Source organism: Micromonospora endolithica (assembly GCF_003626595.1).
GTDB classification, from domain to species: domain Bacteria; phylum Actinomycetota; class Actinomycetes; order Mycobacteriales; family Micromonosporaceae; genus Micromonospora; species Micromonospora endolithica.
In genome coordinates, this window is the sequence record NZ_RBAK01000003.1 from 68396 (window position 1) to 86857 (window position 18462).

Here is an 18462-nt window from a genome sequence, read left to right on the forward strand (position 1 = left end):
CGTTGATCATGAGGTTGGCGGGTGGATGGATCTTCAAAACACCCGCTAACCCCATGATCAACGGGGGATAGGGGTAGGGAGCAGGGTGGGTGGGTTAGTCGCGGGTGGGGGTTTCGGCGGCGGTGCCCAGGTTGGGGGCGCTGGCGGGCTCGGCGATGCCGCCGGGGGCCTCGGTGAACGCGGGGTCGTTGGCGGTCTCCGCGGCCACCAGGGGCTGGTCGTGCGGCATGACGTCGGGGACCTTGGCCACCACGATCACCGCCGTACCGTAGGCGCAGATCTCCATCCACATCTCACCGCAGTCGCGGCTGTCGAAGCGCATCCCGATCACCGCGTTCGCGCCGAGCCGGCGGGCCTCCTCGCCGAGCCGGGCCACCGAGTCGGTACGCCAGCGGGTGAGGTTGTCCGGCGCCGACGGGTCGTACGCCCCGCCGCGCAGGTTCTTCACCCCCTCGCGGTACGGGTTGCGGGTTCGGGCCATCGAGGAGACGACCTCGCCGAGGATCTGGCGGATCTCGTAGCCGGGCAGTAGATCCGTCGTCACGACCAGCACGTTTCCGATGCTGTCAGGGCGGACGGGTGCCTATCGCGTGCCCTGTTCACCTGATCGGATGCTGAAAAACGACGCGGCGCGGACGGCCGGCACTTCCCCGGCCATCCGCGCCGCGCGGGGCGCTAACCGTCAGACACCGGCCACCGAGGTGATCCAGGCCCGGTTGTACGCGACACTGCCGTAGTTCTGGATGTTGTAGCCGTCGGCGGTCGAGGCGACGCCGACCTGCCGGCCGTTGTAGAACTGCGGGCCACCGGAGTCGCCCCGCCAGGCGTTGCCGTTGACCCGGGTGCTCCGGATCGCCTGCCCGCCGTACGCGTCCGTGACGCTGTTGCTGGTCACCCGGACGCTGGCGGTCTTGAGCTGGGACGATGCCGAGCAGCCGCTGTAGCAGGTCATGCCCCAGCCGTAGATCGAGTTGGTGGAGCCGACCGGCGGGTTGCTGCTGGCCAGCGTGACGGCGCTGGTGCTGACCGAGCTGGAGAGCCGCATGAGGGCCAGGTCGTACCGGCTGTAGGTCGCGCTCACCGTGCGGGTGACGCCGCCGGAGGAACGGTAGACGCTGCCGACCCGGACCGACATGGAGCCGCCGAGGCAGTGCCGGGCGGTCAGCACCCACTGCGGTGCGATCACCGTGCCGGAGCAGGTGAACGAGCCGTTGCTGAGCACCGCGGCGGCCCAGGGGGCGGACGAGACGGTGCTGCCACCGATGATGTAGGGGGTGACCGGCTCGGCGACGGCGGCGGAGCTGGCGCCGAGCACGCCGGCGAGCGCGGTGGCCGCGACCGCGATCAGGGATCGGATGCGCATGTCAGGGGGCTCCTTCGGAGGCAGGGACCGGGTTCACCGGGTCGACCGCCGGCCGGTGGGCGGGTCGGCCGCCGGCCGGGAACATCATCGATGTCCGACGATGTACGGTAGGGCTCCTGAGACGTCGTTCACAAGTAGTTCATCCATACCTGTCGACTCCTATCGGCGCGCGGCGGCTGGCCGGCAAACCGGACGAACGGGGAGGGTCGGCAACGGATCCGCATCGGGATCGCAACGAACAGGCATCGGTATCCATCGCCCCGCACGGGCGGATTCGATCACTGTCCGAACCGCCTCCGGCCGGTGCGTCCGTGGCGGTATCTGCCAGGTAGGCTGGCTGCGCTCGCCCGTTGTGGGTCGGCACCCAACTGCGTACACAGTCAGGAGTGCCCAGTGCCTCGCGTTGTCGTCGACGTCATGCTCAAGCCCGAGATCCTCGATCCTCAGGGCCAGGCCGTCGCAAACGCACTGCCCCGGCTCGGCGTCAGCGACGTCGCCTCGGTCCGGATCGGCAGGCGGATCGAGATCGATTTCACCGGCGAACCCGACCTTGACCGGGCCCGGGAGATCGCCGACAAGCTGCTCGCCAACCCGGTCATCGAGGACTTCACCGTCCGGCTGGTCGAGACCGACGAGACCGCGGGCGCCCGCTCGTGACCGCCCGGGTCGGTGTCGTCACCTTCCCCGGCTCGCTCGACGACGGTGACGCGGCCCGTGCCGTCCGGATCGCCGGCGCCGAGCCGGTACGCCTCTGGCACGGTGACCCGGAGCTGCACGGCGTGGACGCGGTGGTCCTCCCCGGTGGCTTCTCCTACGGCGACTACCTGCGCTGCGGCGCGATCGCCCGGTTCGCCCCGGTGATGGAGACGATCGTGGACGCCGCCCGGGGTGGCCTGCCGGTGCTCGGCATCTGCAACGGCTTCCAGATTCTCTGCGAGGCGCACCTGCTGCCCGGCGCGCTCACCCGCAACCAGCACCTGCACTTCCGCAACCGCGACCAGGTCCTGCGGGTGGAGTCGGTCGGCACCGCGTGGACGAACGCCTTCCAGCCGGGTCAGGAGATCCTGATCCCGGTCAAGAACGGCGAGGGCTGCTACGTCGCCGACACCGCCACCCTGGACGCGCTCGAGGGCGAGGGCCGGGTCGTCGCCCGCTACCTCGGGGGCAATCCGAACGGATCGCAGCGGGACATCGCCGCGATCACCAACGCCGCCGGCAACGTGGTCGGCATCATGCCGCACCCCGAGCACGCGGTGGAGGCCCTCACCGGCCCCTCGCTGGACGGCCTCGGCTTCTTCACCTCGGTGCTGAAGCACCTGGTGGGGGCACCGGCGTGACCGTGCTCGGTGGCATCATCGGTCGGCTCACCCGCCCCCGACGCGGGCGTGAGCGCAGCGAGGAGAGGTCATGACCACCCAGGACCCGGTACGGGACACCGCGGAAGCCTTCCCGGCCGCCCCGGCGCAGCCCGCCGCACCGCGGCCGGCCGCCGCCGTGCCGCCGGCCGCGCCGGCCCGGCGCCCCGAGCCCGCCGACTGGGCCGACGGCGTGGACACGGTGCCGCGCGCCGGTGGCACTCCTGGCGAGTTGCAGCCGTACGCGGAGCTGGGTCTCCGCGACGACGAGTACGACCGGATCCGGCAGGTGCTCGGCCGCCGGCCCACCCAGGCCGAGCTGGCGATGTATTCGATCATGTGGAGCGAGCACTGCTCCTACAAGTCGAGCAAGGTGCACCTGCGCCAGTTCAGTGAGAAGGCCCCGCGCAGCGACCGGATGCTGGCCGGCATCGGCGAGAACGCCGGCGTCGTGCAGATCTCCGACGAACTGGCGGTGACCTTCAAGGTCGAGTCGCACAACCATCCGAGCTTCGTCGAGCCCTACCAGGGCGCGGCGACCGGTGTCGGCGGCATCGTGCGGGACATCCTCGCGATGGGTGCCCGCCCGGTCGCGGTGATGGACTCGCTGCGCTTCGGCGCCGCCGACCATCCGGACACCGCCCGGGTGCTGCCCGGCGTGGTCGCCGGCGTCGGCGGCTACGGCAACTGCCTGGGCCTGCCCAACGTCGGCGGCGAGGTCGTCTTCGACCCGTGCTACCAGGGCAACCCCCTGGTCAACGCGCTCAGCATCGGGGTCCTGCCGGTGCACCGGCTGCAGAACAAGGCCGCCGTCGGCCCCGGCAACGTGGTGGTCCTGATGGGCGCCCGGACCGGCCGGGACGGCATCGGCGGAGTGTCGGTGCTGGCCAGCGCCACCTTCGACGAGGGCAGCGAGCAGCGTCGCCCGTCGGTGCAGGTCGGCGACCCGTTCATGGAGAAGCTGCTGATCGAGGCGTGCCTGGAGCTCTACGACGCCCAGCTGATCGCCGGCATCCAGGACCTCGGCGGCGCCGGGCTGACCTGCGCGCTCACCGAAACCGCGGCCGCGGCGGGCACCGGCATGCGGGTGTGGCTGGAGCGGGTGCCGCTGCGCGAGCCGTCGATGGAGCCGCACGAGATCCTGGCCAGCGAGTCCCAGGAGCGGATGCTGCTGGTCGTCGAGCCGGACAAGCTCGACGCGGTGCTCAAGACCGCGGAGAAGTGGGGTGTCTGGGCCACCGCGATCGGCGAGGTCACCCCGCCGTCGGCGGACGGCCGGCCGGGCCGCCTGCTGATCACCTGGCGGGACCAGCTCGTCGTCGACGTCCCGCCGGGCTCCCTGGTCGACGACGGCCCGGTGTACGCCCGCCCGATGCGCGAGCCCGCCGACCTGATCCTGCTCCAGGCGGACCGCGCGGAGACCCTGCCCCGGCCCAGTGACCCGGACGCGCTCCGGGAGACCGTGCTGCGGATGATCGCGTCGCCGAACCTGGCGGACAAGACCTGGATCACCGAGCAGTACGACCGCTACGTCCTGGGCAACACCGTGCTGGCCCAGCCGGAGGACTCCGGTGTGATCCGGATCGACGAGCGGACCGGGCTCGGCGTGGCGTTGTCGCTCGACGGCAACGGCCGGTACGCCCGCCTCGACCCCTATCACGGCGCCAAGCTGGCGCTGGCCGAGGCGTACCGGAACGTGGCGGTGACCGGTGCGAAGCCGATCGCGGTCACCGACTGCCTCAACTTCGGCTCGCCGGAGGACCCGGCCGTGATGTGGCAGTTCGCCGAGGCGGTCCGTGGCCTGGCCGACGGCTGCGCCGAGCTGGGCATCCCGGTGACCGGCGGCAACGTCAGCTTCTACAACCAGACCGGCGCGGCGGCCATCCACCCGACGCCGGTGGTGGGTGTGCTCGGTGTGCTGGACAACGTCGCCGACCGGGTGCCGATGGGCTTCGTCCCACGGCCCGGCGGCGAGTACGACCAGCTCTACCTGCTCGGCGAGACCCACGTGGAGCTGTCCGGCTCCGAGTGGGCGTGGGTGACCCACGAGCACCTCGGCGGCGTACCCCCGCAGGTCGACCTGCGTCGGGAGCAGGCGCTGGGTGACCTGATGGCGGAGGCCGCGCGGGCCGGGCTGCTCAGCTCCGCGCACGACCTCTCCGACGGCGGTCTGGCGCAGAGCCTGGTGGAGTCGTGCCTGCGCCGCGGTGTCGGCGCCCGGATCGCGGTGCCGGACCGCTTCGCCGGCGGTTCGATGCCGTTCGTCTACCTGTTCAGCGAGTCGGCGGGCCGGGTCCTGGTGGCGGTGCCGCGCGGCCGCGAGAAGGCGTTCAGCGGTCTCTGCGCCGAGCGCGGCGTGCCGGTCGAGCTGATCGGCGTCACCGACCCGACCGGCGGTGCGCTGGAGGTGCACGGCCAGTTCCGGATCGGCCTGGACGAGCTGCGCGCCGCGCACGGTGCCACGCTGTCGCGCCTCTTCGGCAGTGCCGAGGTCCTCGACGTGGCCGCCCCGGCGGCCGGGGTCGCCGGCGCCGTCGAGTCGGTGCCGGTCGCCGAGCCCGCCGGTGCCCAGCCGGTGGACCCGGCGGAGGTGGTGTCGGAGCCGATCGCGTCCGCCGGGCCGTCGCCGGTGACCGGTGCGGTGACCGGCATCGGCCAAACGTCCGGCCCGGCCGCTCCCGGACAGGACCCGAGCACTTCCGGACAGGACCCGAGCACTTCCGGGCGAGACCTGGGCGCTCCTGGACAGGACCCGAGCGAGGCCCGGCCGGACCGGAGCGGTCCCGGGCGAGGCGCGGGCACCGCCCGGCAGGAGCAGAGCGCTGTCCAGCAGGAGCAGAGCGCTCTCCAGCAGGACCCGGCCGACCCCGCCTCGGTCGGGCCGACCGGTCCGCGGCCGCCGGCGGCGGGCCCCGAGTCCGGGCGGCCGTCCGCCGGTCCGGCGTCCGGCCCGGCCGACGCCGCCGGGGCAGCCGCCCCGGACTCCGGTGACGCCGAGCGCTGAGGCCCTGGCCGCGGCCGTTCACACCCAGCCCGGTTCCGGCGCCCGGTTCGACTGGGGGCTGACCGGGGCGGCCGAACTCGGTCGGGTCTGTGCCGTCCTGGTGGTGGTGGACGTCCTCTCGTTCACCACCGCCGTGGAGGTGGCGGTCGCGCGGGGCATCCGCGTACACCCCTTCCCGTGGGGTGAGCAGGCCGCCGCGTACGCCCGGCGGGTCGGCGCGGTGGCCGCCGTCGGCCGGCGGGAGACCAGCCCGGAACGGCCGTGGTCGCTCTCCCCGGCGGCACTGAGCACCGCGCCCCACGTCACCGACCTGGTACTGCCGTCGCCGAACGGCTCAGCCATCAGCGCCGCCGCCAGCGCCACCGGCCTGCCGGTGGTCGCGGCCTGCCTGCGCAACGCCGGCGCCGTCGGGCGTTGGCTGCGCCGCCAGGGGTACGGCTCGCGGGACGCCCCGGTGGGCGTCATCGCCGCCGGCGAGCGCTGGCCGGACGGCTCACTGCGGCCCAGCGTGGAGGACCAGCTCGGAGCGGCCAGCGTGCTGGACGCCCTGTCCGGCGTGCCCGGTGGCCTCTCTGTCGAGGCGGCGACCGCGCTCGCCGCGTTGGCCAGCATCCCGGACGTACCGGCGGCCGTCCGGGGCAGCGTCTCCGGTCGCGAACTCATCGAGGGCGGCTTCGCCGAGGACGTCGAGGTCGCCGTCCGGGCCGGCGTGTCGAACGTGGTGCCGCTCCTGCGCAACGGTGTCTTCGCTGCCGCCTGACCGGTCCGCCGGCCCGCGTTGATCCACCACGATGGCAGCGACATCGGGGTGTCCGGCGACCGAGGTCACCCCGATGCCAGGGATATCAAGTGGATCGTGCGGGGTCGGCGCGCCCAGCGGCTGGACCGGTCGGTCCGGCGTTCGGGCGGCGGATTCGGAAAAGGGTCCGGGGCCGCCCGAAATCGGACGGCCCCGGACTTCGTCACCCGGGTCGGGTCAGTCGTCGAGCCAGTCCAACCGGCGACCGCTCCGGTCCGCGGGCGGGGGAGCGTCCGGCCGACCCCGGCCGGCCTGCGTCGGGTCGCCGTACCCGCCGGTGGTGCCGTAGCCGCCCTGGTCGTAGCTGGTCCGGTCGTCGTAGCCGCCGCGCTGGGCGGGTGGTTCCTGACCGTAGCCGCCGGTCGGGGCCGGGGGTTCCTGGCCGTAGCCGCCGCCGTACCCGCCGGTGGTGCCGTAACCGCCCTGGTCGTAGCTGGTCCGGTCGTCGTAGCCGCCGCGCTGGGCGGGTGGTTCCTGACCGTAGCCGCCGGTCGGGGCCGAGGGCTCCTGGCCGTAGCCGCCGGTCGGGGCAGGGGGTTCCTGGCCGTAGCCGCCGCCGTACCCGCCGGTGGTGCCGTAGCCGCCCCGGTCGTCGTAGCCACGCTGATCGTCGTAGCCGCCGGTGGCCTCGCCGGTGCCTCGACCGTACGGTGCCGGGTCGGGATCGCCGTAGCCCTGGTCGGGCTGGTAGACGCCGGTGGCGTACGGGTCGGCCGGCGCCGGGTAGTGCGTGGCGTCGCCGGTGTAGCGGCCGGTCGGCTCGTCGTACCGCTCGCCGTAGCCCGCGCCGCCGCCGGGGGCCGGCGGGTAGGCCGCGGTGCCGGCCGACGCGCCGTAGTCGTTGCTGCCGTAACCGCCACCGGAGGCCGGGGCCGCGCCGTAGCCGCTGCCGGAGGAGGGCGCGTTCCCGTAGCCGCCGCCGGAGGCGGGAGCGGCGCCGTAGCCACCGGCCGGGGCAGGTGCGCCGTATCCGCCACCCGAGGAGGGAGCGTTGCCGTACCCACCGGGCGTGCCGTAGCCGGCGGGCTCGTCGTCGTAGCCGCCGCCGGACCAGTTACCGGCCGCGCCGTACGGCTGGGGAGGCGCGGCGTACGGGTCCGGTGGCACGTCGTCGACCACGGGTCGGTGCATCATGGTCGGCGCGTCGCTGATCGCGGCGCCACCCAGCATCGTCGGGTCGGCCGCGCCGCCACTGACCACCCGGGTGTGGTCGTCCGCGCCCCGGTAGGCGCCCCGGGCGGCCGGGATCGCGCCGGCCGCTGCCGCGCCGGTCGTCCCCGCTGGGGCGTCGTCGTCGCCGGTCTCCCGGCGGCGCATCCAGAGCAGCACGATGGTGCCCACGCCGGCCGCCACGAGCAGGCCACCGAGCAGGATGATCAGCAGCGATCCCATGCCGCCGGAATCCTCGTTGCTGGTGGCGGCCGGAGCGGCCGGGGCGGCCTCGGTCTCCTCCTCGGTCGCCTCGTCGGTCGCCTCGTCGGTGGGGAGGACCTCCGCGCTCGGCGATGGCGTGGCGCTCGGGGTGGCCTCGGTCTTGAGGTCCAGCGAGATGCGGCGTCCGCTGATGGACTGGCCGGCGGAGGCGGTGAAGCTGGTGGCCGCCGTGGTGCCGTCGACGCTCGCGCCGAGGTCCAGCCGGCCCGGTGCGATCGGGGCGGAACTGGTGCCGGTGAAGCGGAAGTTTCCGCTGTCGTCGCTGATCGTGTCGTACTTCTTGCCGGTGGAGTCCTGCAGCGCGACGTAGGCGTTGGAAACCGCCTCGCCGGACTTGTTGACGACCTTTCCGGAGACCGAGCGGACGGTCGGCTTCTGCTCCGGCGGAGGCGGCGGCGGCGCGGCGGCCTTGGCCTTGACCGTCAGCTGGAAGGTGGCGGTGCCCGGTTCGGCGGCCTCGACCGCGACCGTGACCGTCGTGTTGGCGTCACCGGCGTTGTCGTTCGCCCGGATCCGGAGCAGGACGGACTTCGGGGACTGCCCGTTGAAGGTGATCTCCCCGCAGCCGCCCGCGCAACTCACGCCACCGGGCAGGCCGGCGAGGCTGACCTGGGCCTTCTCGTCGCCGTCACCGGGGGTGACCTGTACGGTTACCGCGGCGTCGCTGCCGGCGTTGACGGTGACCGAGCCGGGGCTGACCGAGACGTCCGCGGCCATCGCCGCGGTGGCGGGAACGGTGAGCAGGGTGCCGACGACCAGCGCCACGACCACACCCGCCCGCTGCTTCCAGGCACGTCGGTGTGTTGACACGTCCACCGCCTTCCGGACTGGGTCCCCCTGGCGGCCGGCGGCGCCGGGCCGGGGATCATCACGGTACGAATACGCCGTCGGCAACTATGCCTTGTCTGACCGGATCGGCGCGACCCAGGGCCAGCGTGCGAGGCGTTGCGTGAAGGCCGTATCGTCCCGTCGTGTCCTCTCCGCACGTTAAGTCCGCCGCGGTCGCGGCGGCGTTGTCGGCGCTCGACGAGGGGCGTACGCCCGAACGGCCGGTCTTCCGTGATGCGGTCCGTGCCTTGTTGACCGCCCTCGCGGAGCGCGCCCCCGGCCGATCGGTGGAGGTGCGTGTCCCACCTTACGGTGCAGTTCAGTGCGTTCCGGGTCCCCGACACACCCGTGGCACCCCGCCGAACGTGGTCGAGACGGATCCGGCAACGTGGCTGAGGCTGGCCACCGGGCGGCTCGACTGGGTGGAGACGGTCACGGACGGTCGCGTACGGGTGAGTGGAAATCGGGCGGATCTCTCGCCGTTCCTGCCCCTGGAGCTGGGTGGACGTCCATCGATCAGCGACGGATAGCAGCCGGTACGTGACTATCTGTGTTGACGGCGGTTCGCGTACACTGTCAGGCGACGACAGTGGTCCCGGCTGCCGTGCGGATCCGCCCCCGTGACTCCGCCTGGCCGGTCCAGACCCGAATGAGGGAGCGGCACGTGCCCCGAGGCGATGGCCGGCTGAGCCACGACCTTGATCCCCAACGACCCGGACCCCAGGACGCCTGTGGCGTCTTCGGCGTCTGGGCGCCGGGCGAAGAGGTCGCCAATCTGACCTATTTCGGGCTGTACGCGTTGCAGCACCGGGGTCAGGAGGCGGCCGGCATCGCGGTCAGCGACGGCTCCGGCGTGGTGGTCTACAAGGATCTCGGCCTGGTCGCCCAGGTGTTCGACGAGCCCACCCTGGCCAGCCTGCGTGGCCACCTCGCGATCGGGCACGCGCGCTACTCCACCACCGGCGGCTCCACCTGGGAGAACGCGCAGCCGACGATCCGCTCCACGACCTCCGGCACGACGATCGCGCTGGCCCACAACGGCAACCTGGTCAACACGGCCGACCTGCAGAAGGAGGTCGCCGAGCGAGGCCTGGTGGCCGACGGCTCCACCAACGACACGTCGCTGGTCACGATGCTGCTGGCGAGCCGGCCGGACCTGTCGGTCGAGGCGGCGGCACTGGAGGTGCTGCCGCGGCTGCGCGGTGCGTTCAGTTTCGTCTTCATGGACGAGTCGACGCTCTACGCGGCCCGCGACCCGCACGGCGTACGCCCGCTGGTGCTGGGTCGGCTGGAGCGCGGCTGGGTGGTCGCCAGCGAGACCGCCGCACTGGACATCGTCGGCGCGAGCGTGGTCCGTGAGGTCGAGCCCGGAGAGCTGATCGCGATCGACGAGGAGGGCCTGCGCTCCTCCCGGTTCGCCGCGCCGGAGCCGAAGGGCTGCCTCTTCGAGTACGTCTACATCGCCCGCCCGGACGCCACCATCGCCGGCCGTAACGTGCACGCCGCGCGGGTGCAGATCGGCCGGCAGCTGGCCAAGGAACACCCGGTCGAGGCGGACCTGGTGATCCCGGTGCCGGAGTCCGGCACCCCGGCGGCGATCGGATACGCCGAGGAGTCCGGCATCACCTACGGCCAGGGCCTGATGAAGAACCCGTACGTGGGTCGCACCTTCATCCAGCCGTCGCAGACCCTGCGTCAGCTCGGCGTCCGGCTCAAGCTCAACCCGCTGCGGCAGAACGTCCGGGGCAAGCGGCTGGTCGTCGTCGACGACTCGATCGTGCGCGGCACCACGCAGCGGGCGATCGTGCGGCTGCTGCGGGAGGCGGGGGCGCTGGAGGTGCACGTCCGCATCTCCTCACCGCCGGTGAGCTGGCCGTGCTTCTACGGCATCGACTTCGCCACCCGGGCGGAGCTGCTGGCCAACGGGTTGGACAACGAGGGCATCCGGCGTTCGATCGGTGCCGACACCCTCGGCTACGTCTCGTTGCCCGGTCTGATCGCCGCCACCGAGCAGCCGAAGACACGGCTGTGCCGGGCCTGCTTCGACGGCGACTACCCGATCGAGCTGCCGTCGGGGAACCTGATCGGCAAGCACGTGCTCGAGGGCGTGGGGCGGCGGGTCACCGGCGCTCCGTCGGAGCCCGCCGAGCAGCACGCCCCTCCGCTCGTCGCCACTCCGGGCGGCGACGACAGCTTCGGCTCGGCGCGCCTGACGCCGCGCTCCGACCTGACCACGTCGGCCACCACCCACCGCCCGTAGCACCGCGGGCGCCGTCGGCCACCGCCGTCCGGCGCCAGAACCACAAAGGGGAGAACCGTGACGCACGTGTCCGAGCGCAGCGGCGCAGGAAGCAGCCCGACCGGCGCCGGCGGCGACCGTCCCTGGACGGCCGGTTCCGGCCGTCCGGCCCGCAAACGCGCGGTCTCGTACGCGGATGCCGGCGTGTCCATCGAGGCGGGGGACCGCGCGGTCGAGCTGCTCAAGTCGAAGGTGAAGCAGACCCGGCGGCCCGAGGTGATGGGCGACCTGGGCGGCTTCGCCGGCCTTTTCCGGCTGGACACGAAGAAGTACAAGAACCCGATCCTGGCCTCCTCCACCGACGGTGTGGGCACCAAGCTGGTGATCGCGCAGCAGATGGACATCCACGACACGGTCGGCATCGACCTGGTCGCGATGGTCGTCGACGACCTGGTCGCCTGCGGCGCGGAACCGCTGTTCCTGCTGGACTACATCGCCACCGGCGAGGTCGTGCCGGACAAGGTCGCCGAGATCGGCGCGGGCATCGCCGACGGCTGCCGCTACGCGGGCTGCGCGCTGCTGGGCGGCGAGACCGCCGAGCACCCCGGTGTGCTGCGCCCGGACGAGTACGACATCTCCGCGACCGGCGTCGGCGTGGTGGAGGAGAGCGACATCCTCAGCCCGGAGCGGGTCGAGGTGGGCGACGTGGTCATCGCGATGCGTTCCTCCGGCCTGCACTCCAACGGCTACTCGCTGGTCCGGCACGTGCTGCTCGGCGCCGGTCGGATGCGGTTGGACGTGGTGATCGACGACTTCGGCCGGCAGCGGACCCTCGGCGAGGAACTGCTCACCCCGACGAAGATCTACGCGCAGGACTGCCTGAAGCTGATCGCCGAGGCCGAGGTGCGGGCACTGGCCCACGTGACCGGCGGCGGGATCCCGGGCAACCTGGTCCGGGTGCTGCCGGAGCACGTCGACGCGGTGGTCAACCGCTCCACCTGGAAGCCGCAGCCGATCTTCGACCTGATCCAGTCCAAGGGGCGGATCGAGGACCCGGAGATGGAGTCGACCTTCAACATGGGCGTCGGCATGTTCGCCATCGTCTCGGCGGAGGACGCCGACCGCGCGCTGGCCACGTTGACCGGCCGGGGCGTCGACGCCTGGCAGGCCGGCGAGATCATCGAGGGCACCGGCAACGTGCAGATGATCGGCCAGCACACCCTCGGATGATCACACTCCGGTGATCGTCCGGCCACCTGATCAGGGGTTCACCCGAGTGGCCATCGCCGCCTAGCCTGAAGGGCACCCTCAACACCACCGTCCGCCTCCGCGTGCCGGTGGACCTTCAGGCACGGTAGGAGGGCGATGGCTGCCCGGGGACGCTCGACCAGCGGGATGCGCGGCCTGGCCGCCGTTCCGTCGTACGTCGTGATGCAGCCCACCACCCTCTGCAACCTGGACTGCGCGTACTGCTATCTGCCGTTCCGTTCGGCGGACCGGCGGATGCCGGTGGCGGTGGCCGAGGCGGTGGCGGCGTCGGTCAACCCGTGGGCGGCGGCGGACCGTTTCTCGGTGGTCTGGCACGGTGGGGAGCCGCTCGCGGCCGGCCGGGAGCACCTCGGCGCGCTGCTCGCGCCCTTCGCGCCCGACGTGGAGCACCACGTGCAGACCAACGCCACGTTGATCGACGACGCGTGGTGCGCGTTCTTCGTCGAGCACGGGATGCGGGTCAGCGTCAGCGTGGACGGGCCCCGGGAGCGCAACGGCGACCGGGTGAGCCGGGCCGGCCGGCCGGCGTACGACCGGATCGTGCGCGGGGTGGCCACGCTGCGCCGGCACGGGCTGCCCTTCTCGGCGCTCGCGGTGGTCTCCCGGCCGGAGCCGGGCCTGGCCACCGAGCTGTACGAGTACTTCCTCGACCTCGGCTGCGACGTGCTGGGCATCAACATCGAGGAGACCGAGGGCGTCAACACCCGGGACAACGTGTGGGACGCCGCCGAGGTGACGGCCTTCTGGGCGGAGCTGGTGGCGGCGTGGCGCCGGGCGCCCTCGATCCACCTGCGGGAGGTCGAGTGGTCCCTGCGGTACGCCGCGGCGGTGCTCGACGGCACCGCCGACGGCCTGCTGCCCCGCCGGTTGGACCCGATCCCGACGGTCGGGTACGACGGCTCGGTGACCGTGCTCTCGCCCGAGCTGGCCGGTTTCACCGACGCCCGGTACGGCGACTTCAGCAGCGGCAACGTGCTGGCCGCCCCGCTCGCGGAGATCCTCCGGGGGGCGGCGGGGACGCCGTGGGTCGGCGAGTTCCTCGCCGGTGTGGAGGCGTGCCGGTCGACGTGCCCCTACTTCGGTTTCTGCGGTGGCGGTCACGCCGCCAACCGTTACTTCGAGCTGGGGCGTTTCGACGGTACGGAGACCGAGCACTGCCGCAACAGCAAGATCCGCCTACTGGAGGGAGTGTTGGAGCATGCCCGAGACCACGAGTCACCGGCAGCCTGAGCGCGGGGCGGGTGCCGCACCGGACGGGACCGCCGAGGTGGCCGAGCGGGTGCGGAACGCCGCACCGGGCCTGACCGCGCTGCTCCACGAGGCCGAGGCCGCACGAAGACTACGGGCGGAGGTGGCGGGCGGCGACGGCGCGAGCGCGGTGTGCGCGTGGAACCACTTCGAGAACATCCCGACGTTCTACAACTGGAACAACCGGCCGCGCTGAGTCACGCGAGCCGGGTCAGGACCTGCCGTCGGCGACGTCGTCGCCGGTGGCAGGTCCTCGACCGTCGGGTGTTACGCCGCTTCCGGTGGGCACATGCGTGAGCACGCGGGTGCTACCGCGTGCTCAGCTGCGACGGGATGGTCAGCGGGTGGGACTTACCCAGGGATCCGGGTCGTCGTCCGCGTGATCCTCATCATCGTCGTCGACATACTCTTTGTAGTCGTCGTCGAAGTTGTGCTCAGACTTACCAGCACCCGCCAGTTCGCGCTGCAAGGCGGTGAGGTCGGTGTTCGGGGAGTGGTACTTCAACTCCCGGGCCACCTTCGTCTGCTTGGCCTTAGCACGGCCGCGCCCCATGGCTCGACCCCCTCGCACAGAATGCGGGGCAGCCCGAAGGCGGGCCCCGATGACGTCAGGCATCTCTCGTGGCTCTTACGGTACATGGGGATGCCACGGTTCGGCACCTCGGGTTACCGTCGGCCGGCTCCGCGCGTCGTGGTGAGCCAGCCGTCACACAGTGTACCCGGTAAGGAGCGACGGCGTGAGCGCCCGTGACACCGGACAAAACGCCGCCAAGTCCAGCTTAACGGCGCACGCCGGTGCGGTACGGCGGGGGACGGAACCGGTGGCGCCGCCCCCGGCCGGTTCACCGCAGGTGGATCGTGCGGAGCCGGCCGACCTCGGCCATCCGGCGCTCCGCCAGCCGGTCCGCGGCCACCGCCGGCGGGACGCCGTCGGCGTCGGCCAGCCGAAGGATCTCCCGGGTGGTGTCGAAGATGCGGGTCGCCCGCAGCTTCGCCCGCTCGAAGTTGAAGCCCTCGATCTCGTCGGCGACCTGGATCACGCCACCGGCGTTGACGACGTAGTCCGGCGCGTACAGGATGCCCCGGTCGGCGAGGAGCTTCTCGATGCCCGGGTGGGCGAGCTGGTTGTTCGCCGCACCGGCGACCACCTTCGCGAGCAGCGCCGGCACCGTGTCGTCGTTCAGCGCCCCGCCCAGCGCGCAGGGGGCGTACACGTCGATGTCGGCGGCGACCAGCGCGGCGGCGTCGTCGACCAGCTCGACCTGCGGGTGGGTCGCGCGGGCCCACTGAAGGGCCTTCGGGTTCACGTCGGTGGCGACGACCTCGGCGCCGTCGGAGATCAGGTGCCCGACCAGGTACTTGCCGACCTTGCCCAGTCCGGCCACGCCGACCCGCTTCCCGGCCAGCGTCGGCGCACCCCAGACGTGCTCGGCAGCGGCGCGCATGCCCTGGTAGACGCCCCACGCGGTGAGGATCGAGGAGTCGCCGGCGCCGCCGTGCTCCACGCTGCGTCCGGTGACGTACCGCGTCTCCCGGGCCACCACGTCCATGTCCGCGACATAGGTGCCGACGTCGCACGCCGTGTAGTAGCGCCCGCCGAGCGACTCCACGAAGCGACCGTACGCGCGCAGCAGCGCCTCACCCTTGACCTGCTCGGGGTCACCCCAGATGACCGCCTTGCCGCCGCCCAGGTCCAGGCCGGCGAGGGCGTTCTTGTAGGCCATGCCGCGGGACAGGTCGAGCACGTCGGCGAGGGCGGCCTCCTCGCTCGGGTACGGGTAGAACCGGGTGCCGCCGAGCGCGGGACCGAGCGCGGTGGAGTAGATGCCGATGATCGCCTTCAGGCCGCTCTGCTTGTCCTGGCAGAACACGACCTGCTCGTGACCGCTCGACCCCTGGTCGTCGGTGGTGGCGAATACGCCCATGATTCGCTCCTGCTGGTGTGCGTCCTTGTGGGACGTGGACCGGTGGACGCCGGCGGGATGCTGCCGGTGCCGCTGAGCCTAGTATCGGCCGATGTCGTCCGGCCGTCCCGCGCCGGGCACGACCGTACCGGGGGGCGGGAGCGCCGACCGCTCACGTCGGCGTCGTGGCACGCCCGTGTGCGGCGCCGAGGGCGCGCCGCCGGAGATTCGTGGGAGGATCGCGCCGTGCCGTCGCTCTTCGCTTCGTACCTGCGGGTGTACGAGCCGCTGACCGCCTTCGACCGGGACCGCCAGTCGTACTGGCGGCGCTACGTGGAACAGGGGCGGGCGGTGGCCCCGGGTGAGGGGCCCGGTCGGCAGCGGACCTCGGTGATCGCCGCGCTCGGCGCCGGCTGGACCCGGCTGCCCGACCTGCCGGACGAGGCGTACGTGCTGGAGACCGACGACTCCCTGCTGGTCTGCCCGTGGAACCTGCGCATCCGGGTGGCCGAGGCGGCGCTGAACGCCCGGGACGGCGTCCCACCGGTGCTGGCCGACGCCTTCGTGCCGCCGGTGCTCGCCGGCCAGGCCAGGGCCGTGGTGGAGGACTGGCGCAGCGGCGCGCGGGTGCTGGAGCACGGGGTGCCCCGGGTGCACGAGCAGGTCGCCACGTGGGGCGTACCGCTGCGGTGGTTCGTGCTCTTCGACGCCGAGGAACGGCACCACGTCACCCTTCCCGACCGGCGGGCGCTGCGCTACCGCACAGAGATCTCCAAGGCCCGCCGCCGGTCGTCCCGGGCGCTGTCGGTGCTGCGCAAGTCGGTGGGCGAGGCGCCGATCACCGAGGCCGTCGAGGAGGCCGCGCGGTGGCTGGAGGAGTTCCACCCGCGCTCGGTGGTGGAGCTGGACTACGGCGGTCTGGTGGACCTGCTCTCGGACGAGACGCTGGCCGCGGACGACTCGCCCGAGCTGGTCGCGACGGGCCTCGCCAGCCTGTCCCGGGGCGAGGCCGAGGAGGCCTCGGCGGCGTACGACAAGCTGGTGGCCCGGTGGCGGGCCGTGCAGCTCCTAGAGCGGTGCAACTAGCGCAAATCGCCCGGTGGAGCGCTCCCAAGGCGAGGCTGTCTCGTAGTTGACGCATCACGAACCGTGATCATGAGTCCGAATAAGGTAGTTTCTGCCGTGTAAAAGTCGCATAATTCGGGCATGGTTCATCCGTCCGTCTAGGGACGTTCGGCCGTTCGGCCCATGTCGGACATCGGGGACTAGCCGGACCATGGGAGACGCGTCGGCCGGCGGGACCCCGGCCGATGTCTATACATGTGGAGGAGTGACCGATGGCATCGCGAACGCACGAACCAGAGCCGCTACTCACGCCGGCCGAGGTGGCGTCGATGTTCCGTGTCGACCCGAAGACGGTGACCCGGTGGGCGAAGGCTGGCAAACTCAGCGCCATCCGGACCCTGGGCGGGCACCGTCGGTACCGGGAGTCGGAGGTCAGGGCGCTGCTGCAGGGGCAGATCCCGCAGCAGCGCCAGGGGGACTGACCAGGCCGGGAGCCAACAGACGAGTCGTACGAAGGGCGGTGGACCGAATGGTCCGCCGCCCTTCGTCGTGCCGAGGCTGCCGTCCTTCGTCGTGCCGAGGCTGCCGTCCTTCGTCGTGCCGAGGCTGCCGTCCTTCGTCGTGCCGAGGCTGCCGTCCTTCGTCGTGCCGAGGCTGCCGTCCTTCGTCGTGCCGAGGCTGCCGTCCTTCGTCGCGTGCCGAGGCTCCGAACGGCTACTCCGGCACCGTGATCCGGATGCCCACCGTGCCGCTCTCCCCCCGGCGCAGCCGGCTGCCGAGCAGACTGAGCCGCCCCAGCAGGCGGTATTTCCGCTTGAGCAGGTCCCGGACCCGCCGGGTGCCCTCGACGTCCAACAGGGTGGCGTGGGCCGGTACGGCCGGACCGTGCGTGCGGCCCCGGACGTCGCACGGCGCGACGGTGACATCCCCGCTGCGCCGGATGCGCTTCACCTTGCCGGAGTCGGACACCGTCCAGACCGCCAACGCCTCGCCGTCGCGGACCGCCCACACCGGGGTCGGCACCGCGCGACCGTCCTTGCGGAAGGTCGTCAGCAGGATGTACTTCTCCGCCGACAGGCGGTCCAGCATGGTCACACGGCCAAGGATACGGCCGCCCGGGGCAGATCGGCGTGGCGATAGCGTGAACGCCGTGACAGGGGAGCCCCGCATCGGTGACGTCTTCGGTGAACTGCTGCGGGACGCGCTCGCCGTGTCCACCGGGATCGGCCCCCGGCCGCTGGCCGGCGGGCGGCTTGCCCGTCCCGTCATCGAGATCATCGAGCGGGACGACGGTTTGATCAACGGGGCGCCGGCCGCGCACTACCTGGACGGGCCGGCCGAATGGCAACCGCACGACCACCGCGCCGTGGACCGCGTACGGGGGGCCACGCTGGACGTGGGCGTCGGCGCGGGGCGGATCGCGCTGCTGCTCCAGGAATGGGGGGTTCCGGTGACCGGGCTGGACACCTCGCCCGGCGCGCTGGCGGTCTGCCGGCGTCGAGGCGTACGCGACCTGGTCTCCGGCACCGTCGACGAGCATGTCGCCGACGGCCGCCGGTACGACACGTTCCTGCTGCTGGGCAACAATCTCGGGCTGATCGAGGGGCGGGAGCGGGCGCCCGGGTTCCTGGCCGCGCTCGCCGCGTTGGCCCGGCCGGGTGCGCAGGTCATCGCGCACGGCAGCAACCCTTACGGCACCCGCGACCCGGTGCACACCGGGTACCACGAGCTGAACCGCCGTCGGGGCCGGCTGGGCGGGCAGCTCCGCCTCCGGCTGCGCTACCGGGAACTGGGCACCGAGTGGTTCGACTACCTGGTCTGCTCGCCGGAGGAACTGGGCGATCTGGTGCACGGCAGCCCGTGGTGGCTGGCCGACGTCGACGACCGGGACGCCCCCTACTACCTCGCCACGCTGCGCCTGCGCGCGCGTTAAGAAGGGCCCCTTCCTATGCAC

At 72.4% G+C, this 18462-nt stretch carries 15 protein-coding genes and 3 pseudogenes; 12 read left to right on the plus strand and 6 right to left on the minus strand.

What is annotated here, in order from left to right:
- Positions 1–94: 94 nt before the first annotated feature.
- Positions 95–658 (minus strand): annotated as a pseudogene (locus D7223_RS09455) (YbjQ family protein).
- Positions 659–682: 24 nt separating this feature from the next.
- Positions 683–1363 carry a S1 family peptidase gene (locus tag D7223_RS09460; RefSeq protein WP_120727260.1) on the minus strand — a complete coding sequence of 227 codons (681 nt, stop codon included), beginning with the start codon at positions 1361–1363 and terminating at the stop codon, positions 683–685.
- A 393-nt stretch (positions 1364–1756) separates the two neighbouring features.
- Here D7223_RS09460 and purS point away from each other — a divergent pair, with 393 nt between their 5' ends.
- The 4 genes and pseudogenes from purS to D7223_RS09480 all read left to right on the plus strand — a co-directional run bounded on the left by purS (position 1757) and on the right by D7223_RS09480 (position 6482).
- Positions 1757–2020: a phosphoribosylformylglycinamidine synthase subunit PurS gene (purS, locus tag D7223_RS09465; protein ID WP_120727261.1), complete on the plus strand. Its 264-nt coding sequence runs from the start codon at positions 1757–1759 to the stop codon at positions 2018–2020.
- On the plus strand, positions 2017–2700 hold the full coding sequence (purQ, locus tag D7223_RS09470; RefSeq protein ID WP_120727263.1) for a phosphoribosylformylglycinamidine synthase subunit PurQ: 684 nt from the start codon (positions 2017–2019) through the stop codon (positions 2698–2700). Before purS ends, purQ begins: the two co-directional genes overlap by 4 nt.
- Positions 2701–2770: 70 nt before the next feature.
- Positions 2771–5344, plus strand: a pseudogene (purL, locus tag D7223_RS09475) (phosphoribosylformylglycinamidine synthase subunit PurL); the annotation flags it as partial.
- A 382-nt stretch (positions 5345–5726) separates the two neighbouring features.
- Complete coding sequence (locus D7223_RS09480; RefSeq protein ID WP_120728129.1) at positions 5727–6482, plus strand: 2-phosphosulfolactate phosphatase; 756 nt, start codon at positions 5727–5729, stop codon at positions 6480–6482.
- Between the two features lie 216 nt (positions 6483–6698).
- Here D7223_RS09480 and D7223_RS09485 read toward each other — a convergent pair.
- Positions 6699–8824: pseudogene (locus tag D7223_RS09485) on the minus strand (carboxypeptidase regulatory-like domain-containing protein).
- Between the two features lie 102 nt (positions 8825–8926).
- Here D7223_RS09485 and D7223_RS09490 point away from each other — a divergent pair.
- The 5 genes from D7223_RS09490 to amcA all read left to right on the plus strand — a co-directional run bounded on the left by D7223_RS09490 (position 8927) and on the right by amcA (position 13735).
- Entirely contained in the window at positions 8927–9313 is a 387-nt protein-coding gene (locus D7223_RS09490) for a sterol carrier family protein (protein ID WP_120727265.1), read from the plus strand.
- Between the two features lie 134 nt (positions 9314–9447).
- Positions 9448–11043 (plus strand): amidophosphoribosyltransferase, encoded by a 1596-nt coding sequence (purF, locus tag D7223_RS09495; protein ID WP_120727267.1) that lies wholly within the window; start codon positions 9448–9450, stop codon positions 11041–11043.
- Between the two features lie 57 nt (positions 11044–11100).
- A complete protein-coding gene (gene purM, locus D7223_RS09500; RefSeq protein WP_120727269.1) occupies positions 11101–12252 on the plus strand; it encodes a phosphoribosylformylglycinamidine cyclo-ligase in 1152 nt (383 codons plus the stop codon).
- A gap of 165 nt (positions 12253–12417) precedes the next feature.
- Positions 12418–13521, plus strand: coding sequence for a cyclophane-forming radical SAM peptide maturase AmcB (gene amcB, locus D7223_RS09505; protein ID WP_337589444.1), 1104 nt, complete (start codon positions 12418–12420; stop codon positions 13519–13521).
- The gene (gene amcA, locus D7223_RS09510; protein ID WP_120727273.1) at positions 13490–13735 is read left to right on the plus strand and encodes a multiple cyclophane-containing RiPP AmcA; all 246 of its coding nucleotides are present in this window, start codon (positions 13490–13492) and stop codon (positions 13733–13735) included. The genes amcB and amcA overlap by 32 nt, the downstream gene beginning before the upstream one ends.
- A gap of 141 nt (positions 13736–13876) precedes the next feature.
- On the opposite strand, the gene D7223_RS09515 is transcribed toward amcA, so the two are convergent.
- Both D7223_RS09515 and D7223_RS09520 read right to left on the minus strand, forming a co-directional pair.
- On the minus strand, positions 13877–14092 hold the full coding sequence (locus D7223_RS09515; protein WP_120727275.1) for a DUF3073 domain-containing protein: 216 nt from the start codon (positions 14090–14092) through the stop codon (positions 13877–13879).
- A 289-nt stretch (positions 14093–14381) separates the two neighbouring features.
- Positions 14382–15464, minus strand: a complete 1083-nt coding sequence (locus tag D7223_RS09520; RefSeq protein WP_120727277.1) for a Leu/Phe/Val dehydrogenase — start codon at positions 15462–15464, stop codon at positions 14382–14384.
- 225 nt (positions 15465–15689) lie between these two features.
- Between D7223_RS09520 and D7223_RS09525 the strand changes: the two genes are divergently transcribed.
- Together D7223_RS09525 and D7223_RS09530 are read left to right on the plus strand one after the other, a co-directional pair.
- Entirely contained in the window at positions 15690–16529 is an 840-nt protein-coding gene (locus D7223_RS09525; protein WP_120727279.1) for a DUF8083 family protein, read from the plus strand.
- A 251-nt stretch (positions 16530–16780) separates the two neighbouring features.
- Positions 16781–16990: a BldC family transcriptional regulator gene (locus D7223_RS09530; RefSeq protein ID WP_007073996.1), complete on the plus strand. Its 210-nt coding sequence runs from the start codon at positions 16781–16783 to the stop codon at positions 16988–16990.
- 232 nt (positions 16991–17222) lie between these two features.
- Here the strand turns inward: D7223_RS09530 and D7223_RS09540 are convergent, their stop codons facing one another.
- The gene (locus tag D7223_RS09540) at positions 17223–17603 is read right to left on the minus strand and encodes a PPOX class F420-dependent oxidoreductase (protein ID WP_120727282.1); all 381 of its coding nucleotides are present in this window, start codon (positions 17601–17603) and stop codon (positions 17223–17225) included.
- 55 nt (positions 17604–17658) lie between these two features.
- On the opposite strand from D7223_RS09540, the gene D7223_RS09545 reads away from it, so the two are divergent.
- Complete coding sequence (locus tag D7223_RS09545; protein WP_120728131.1) at positions 17659–18441, plus strand: class I SAM-dependent methyltransferase; 783 nt, start codon at positions 17659–17661, stop codon at positions 18439–18441.
- The last annotated feature ends 21 nt before the right edge of the window (positions 18442–18462 follow it).

Bases quoted from the DNA above. Each gene is read 5' to 3' on its own strand.
- D7223_RS09530 (WP_007073996.1), top strand. From the start codon at position 16,781: ATGGCATCGCGAACGCACGAACCAGAGCCGCTACTCACGCCGGCCGAG.
- amcA (WP_120727273.1), top strand. From the start codon at position 13,490: ATGCCCGAGACCACGAGTCACCGGCAGCCTGAGCGCGGGGCGGGTGCC.
- D7223_RS09520 (WP_120727277.1), bottom strand. From the start codon at position 15,464: ATGGGCGTATTCGCCACCACCGACGACCAGGGGTCGAGCGGTCACGAG.
- amcB (WP_337589444.1), top strand. From the start codon at position 12,418: ATGCGCGGCCTGGCCGCCGTTCCGTCGTACGTCGTGATGCAGCCCACC.
- D7223_RS09515 (WP_120727275.1), bottom strand. From the start codon at position 14,092: ATGGGGCGCGGCCGTGCTAAGGCCAAGCAGACGAAGGTGGCCCGGGAG.
- D7223_RS09460 (WP_120727260.1), bottom strand. From the start codon at position 1,363: ATGCGCATCCGATCCCTGATCGCGGTCGCGGCCACCGCGCTCGCCGGC.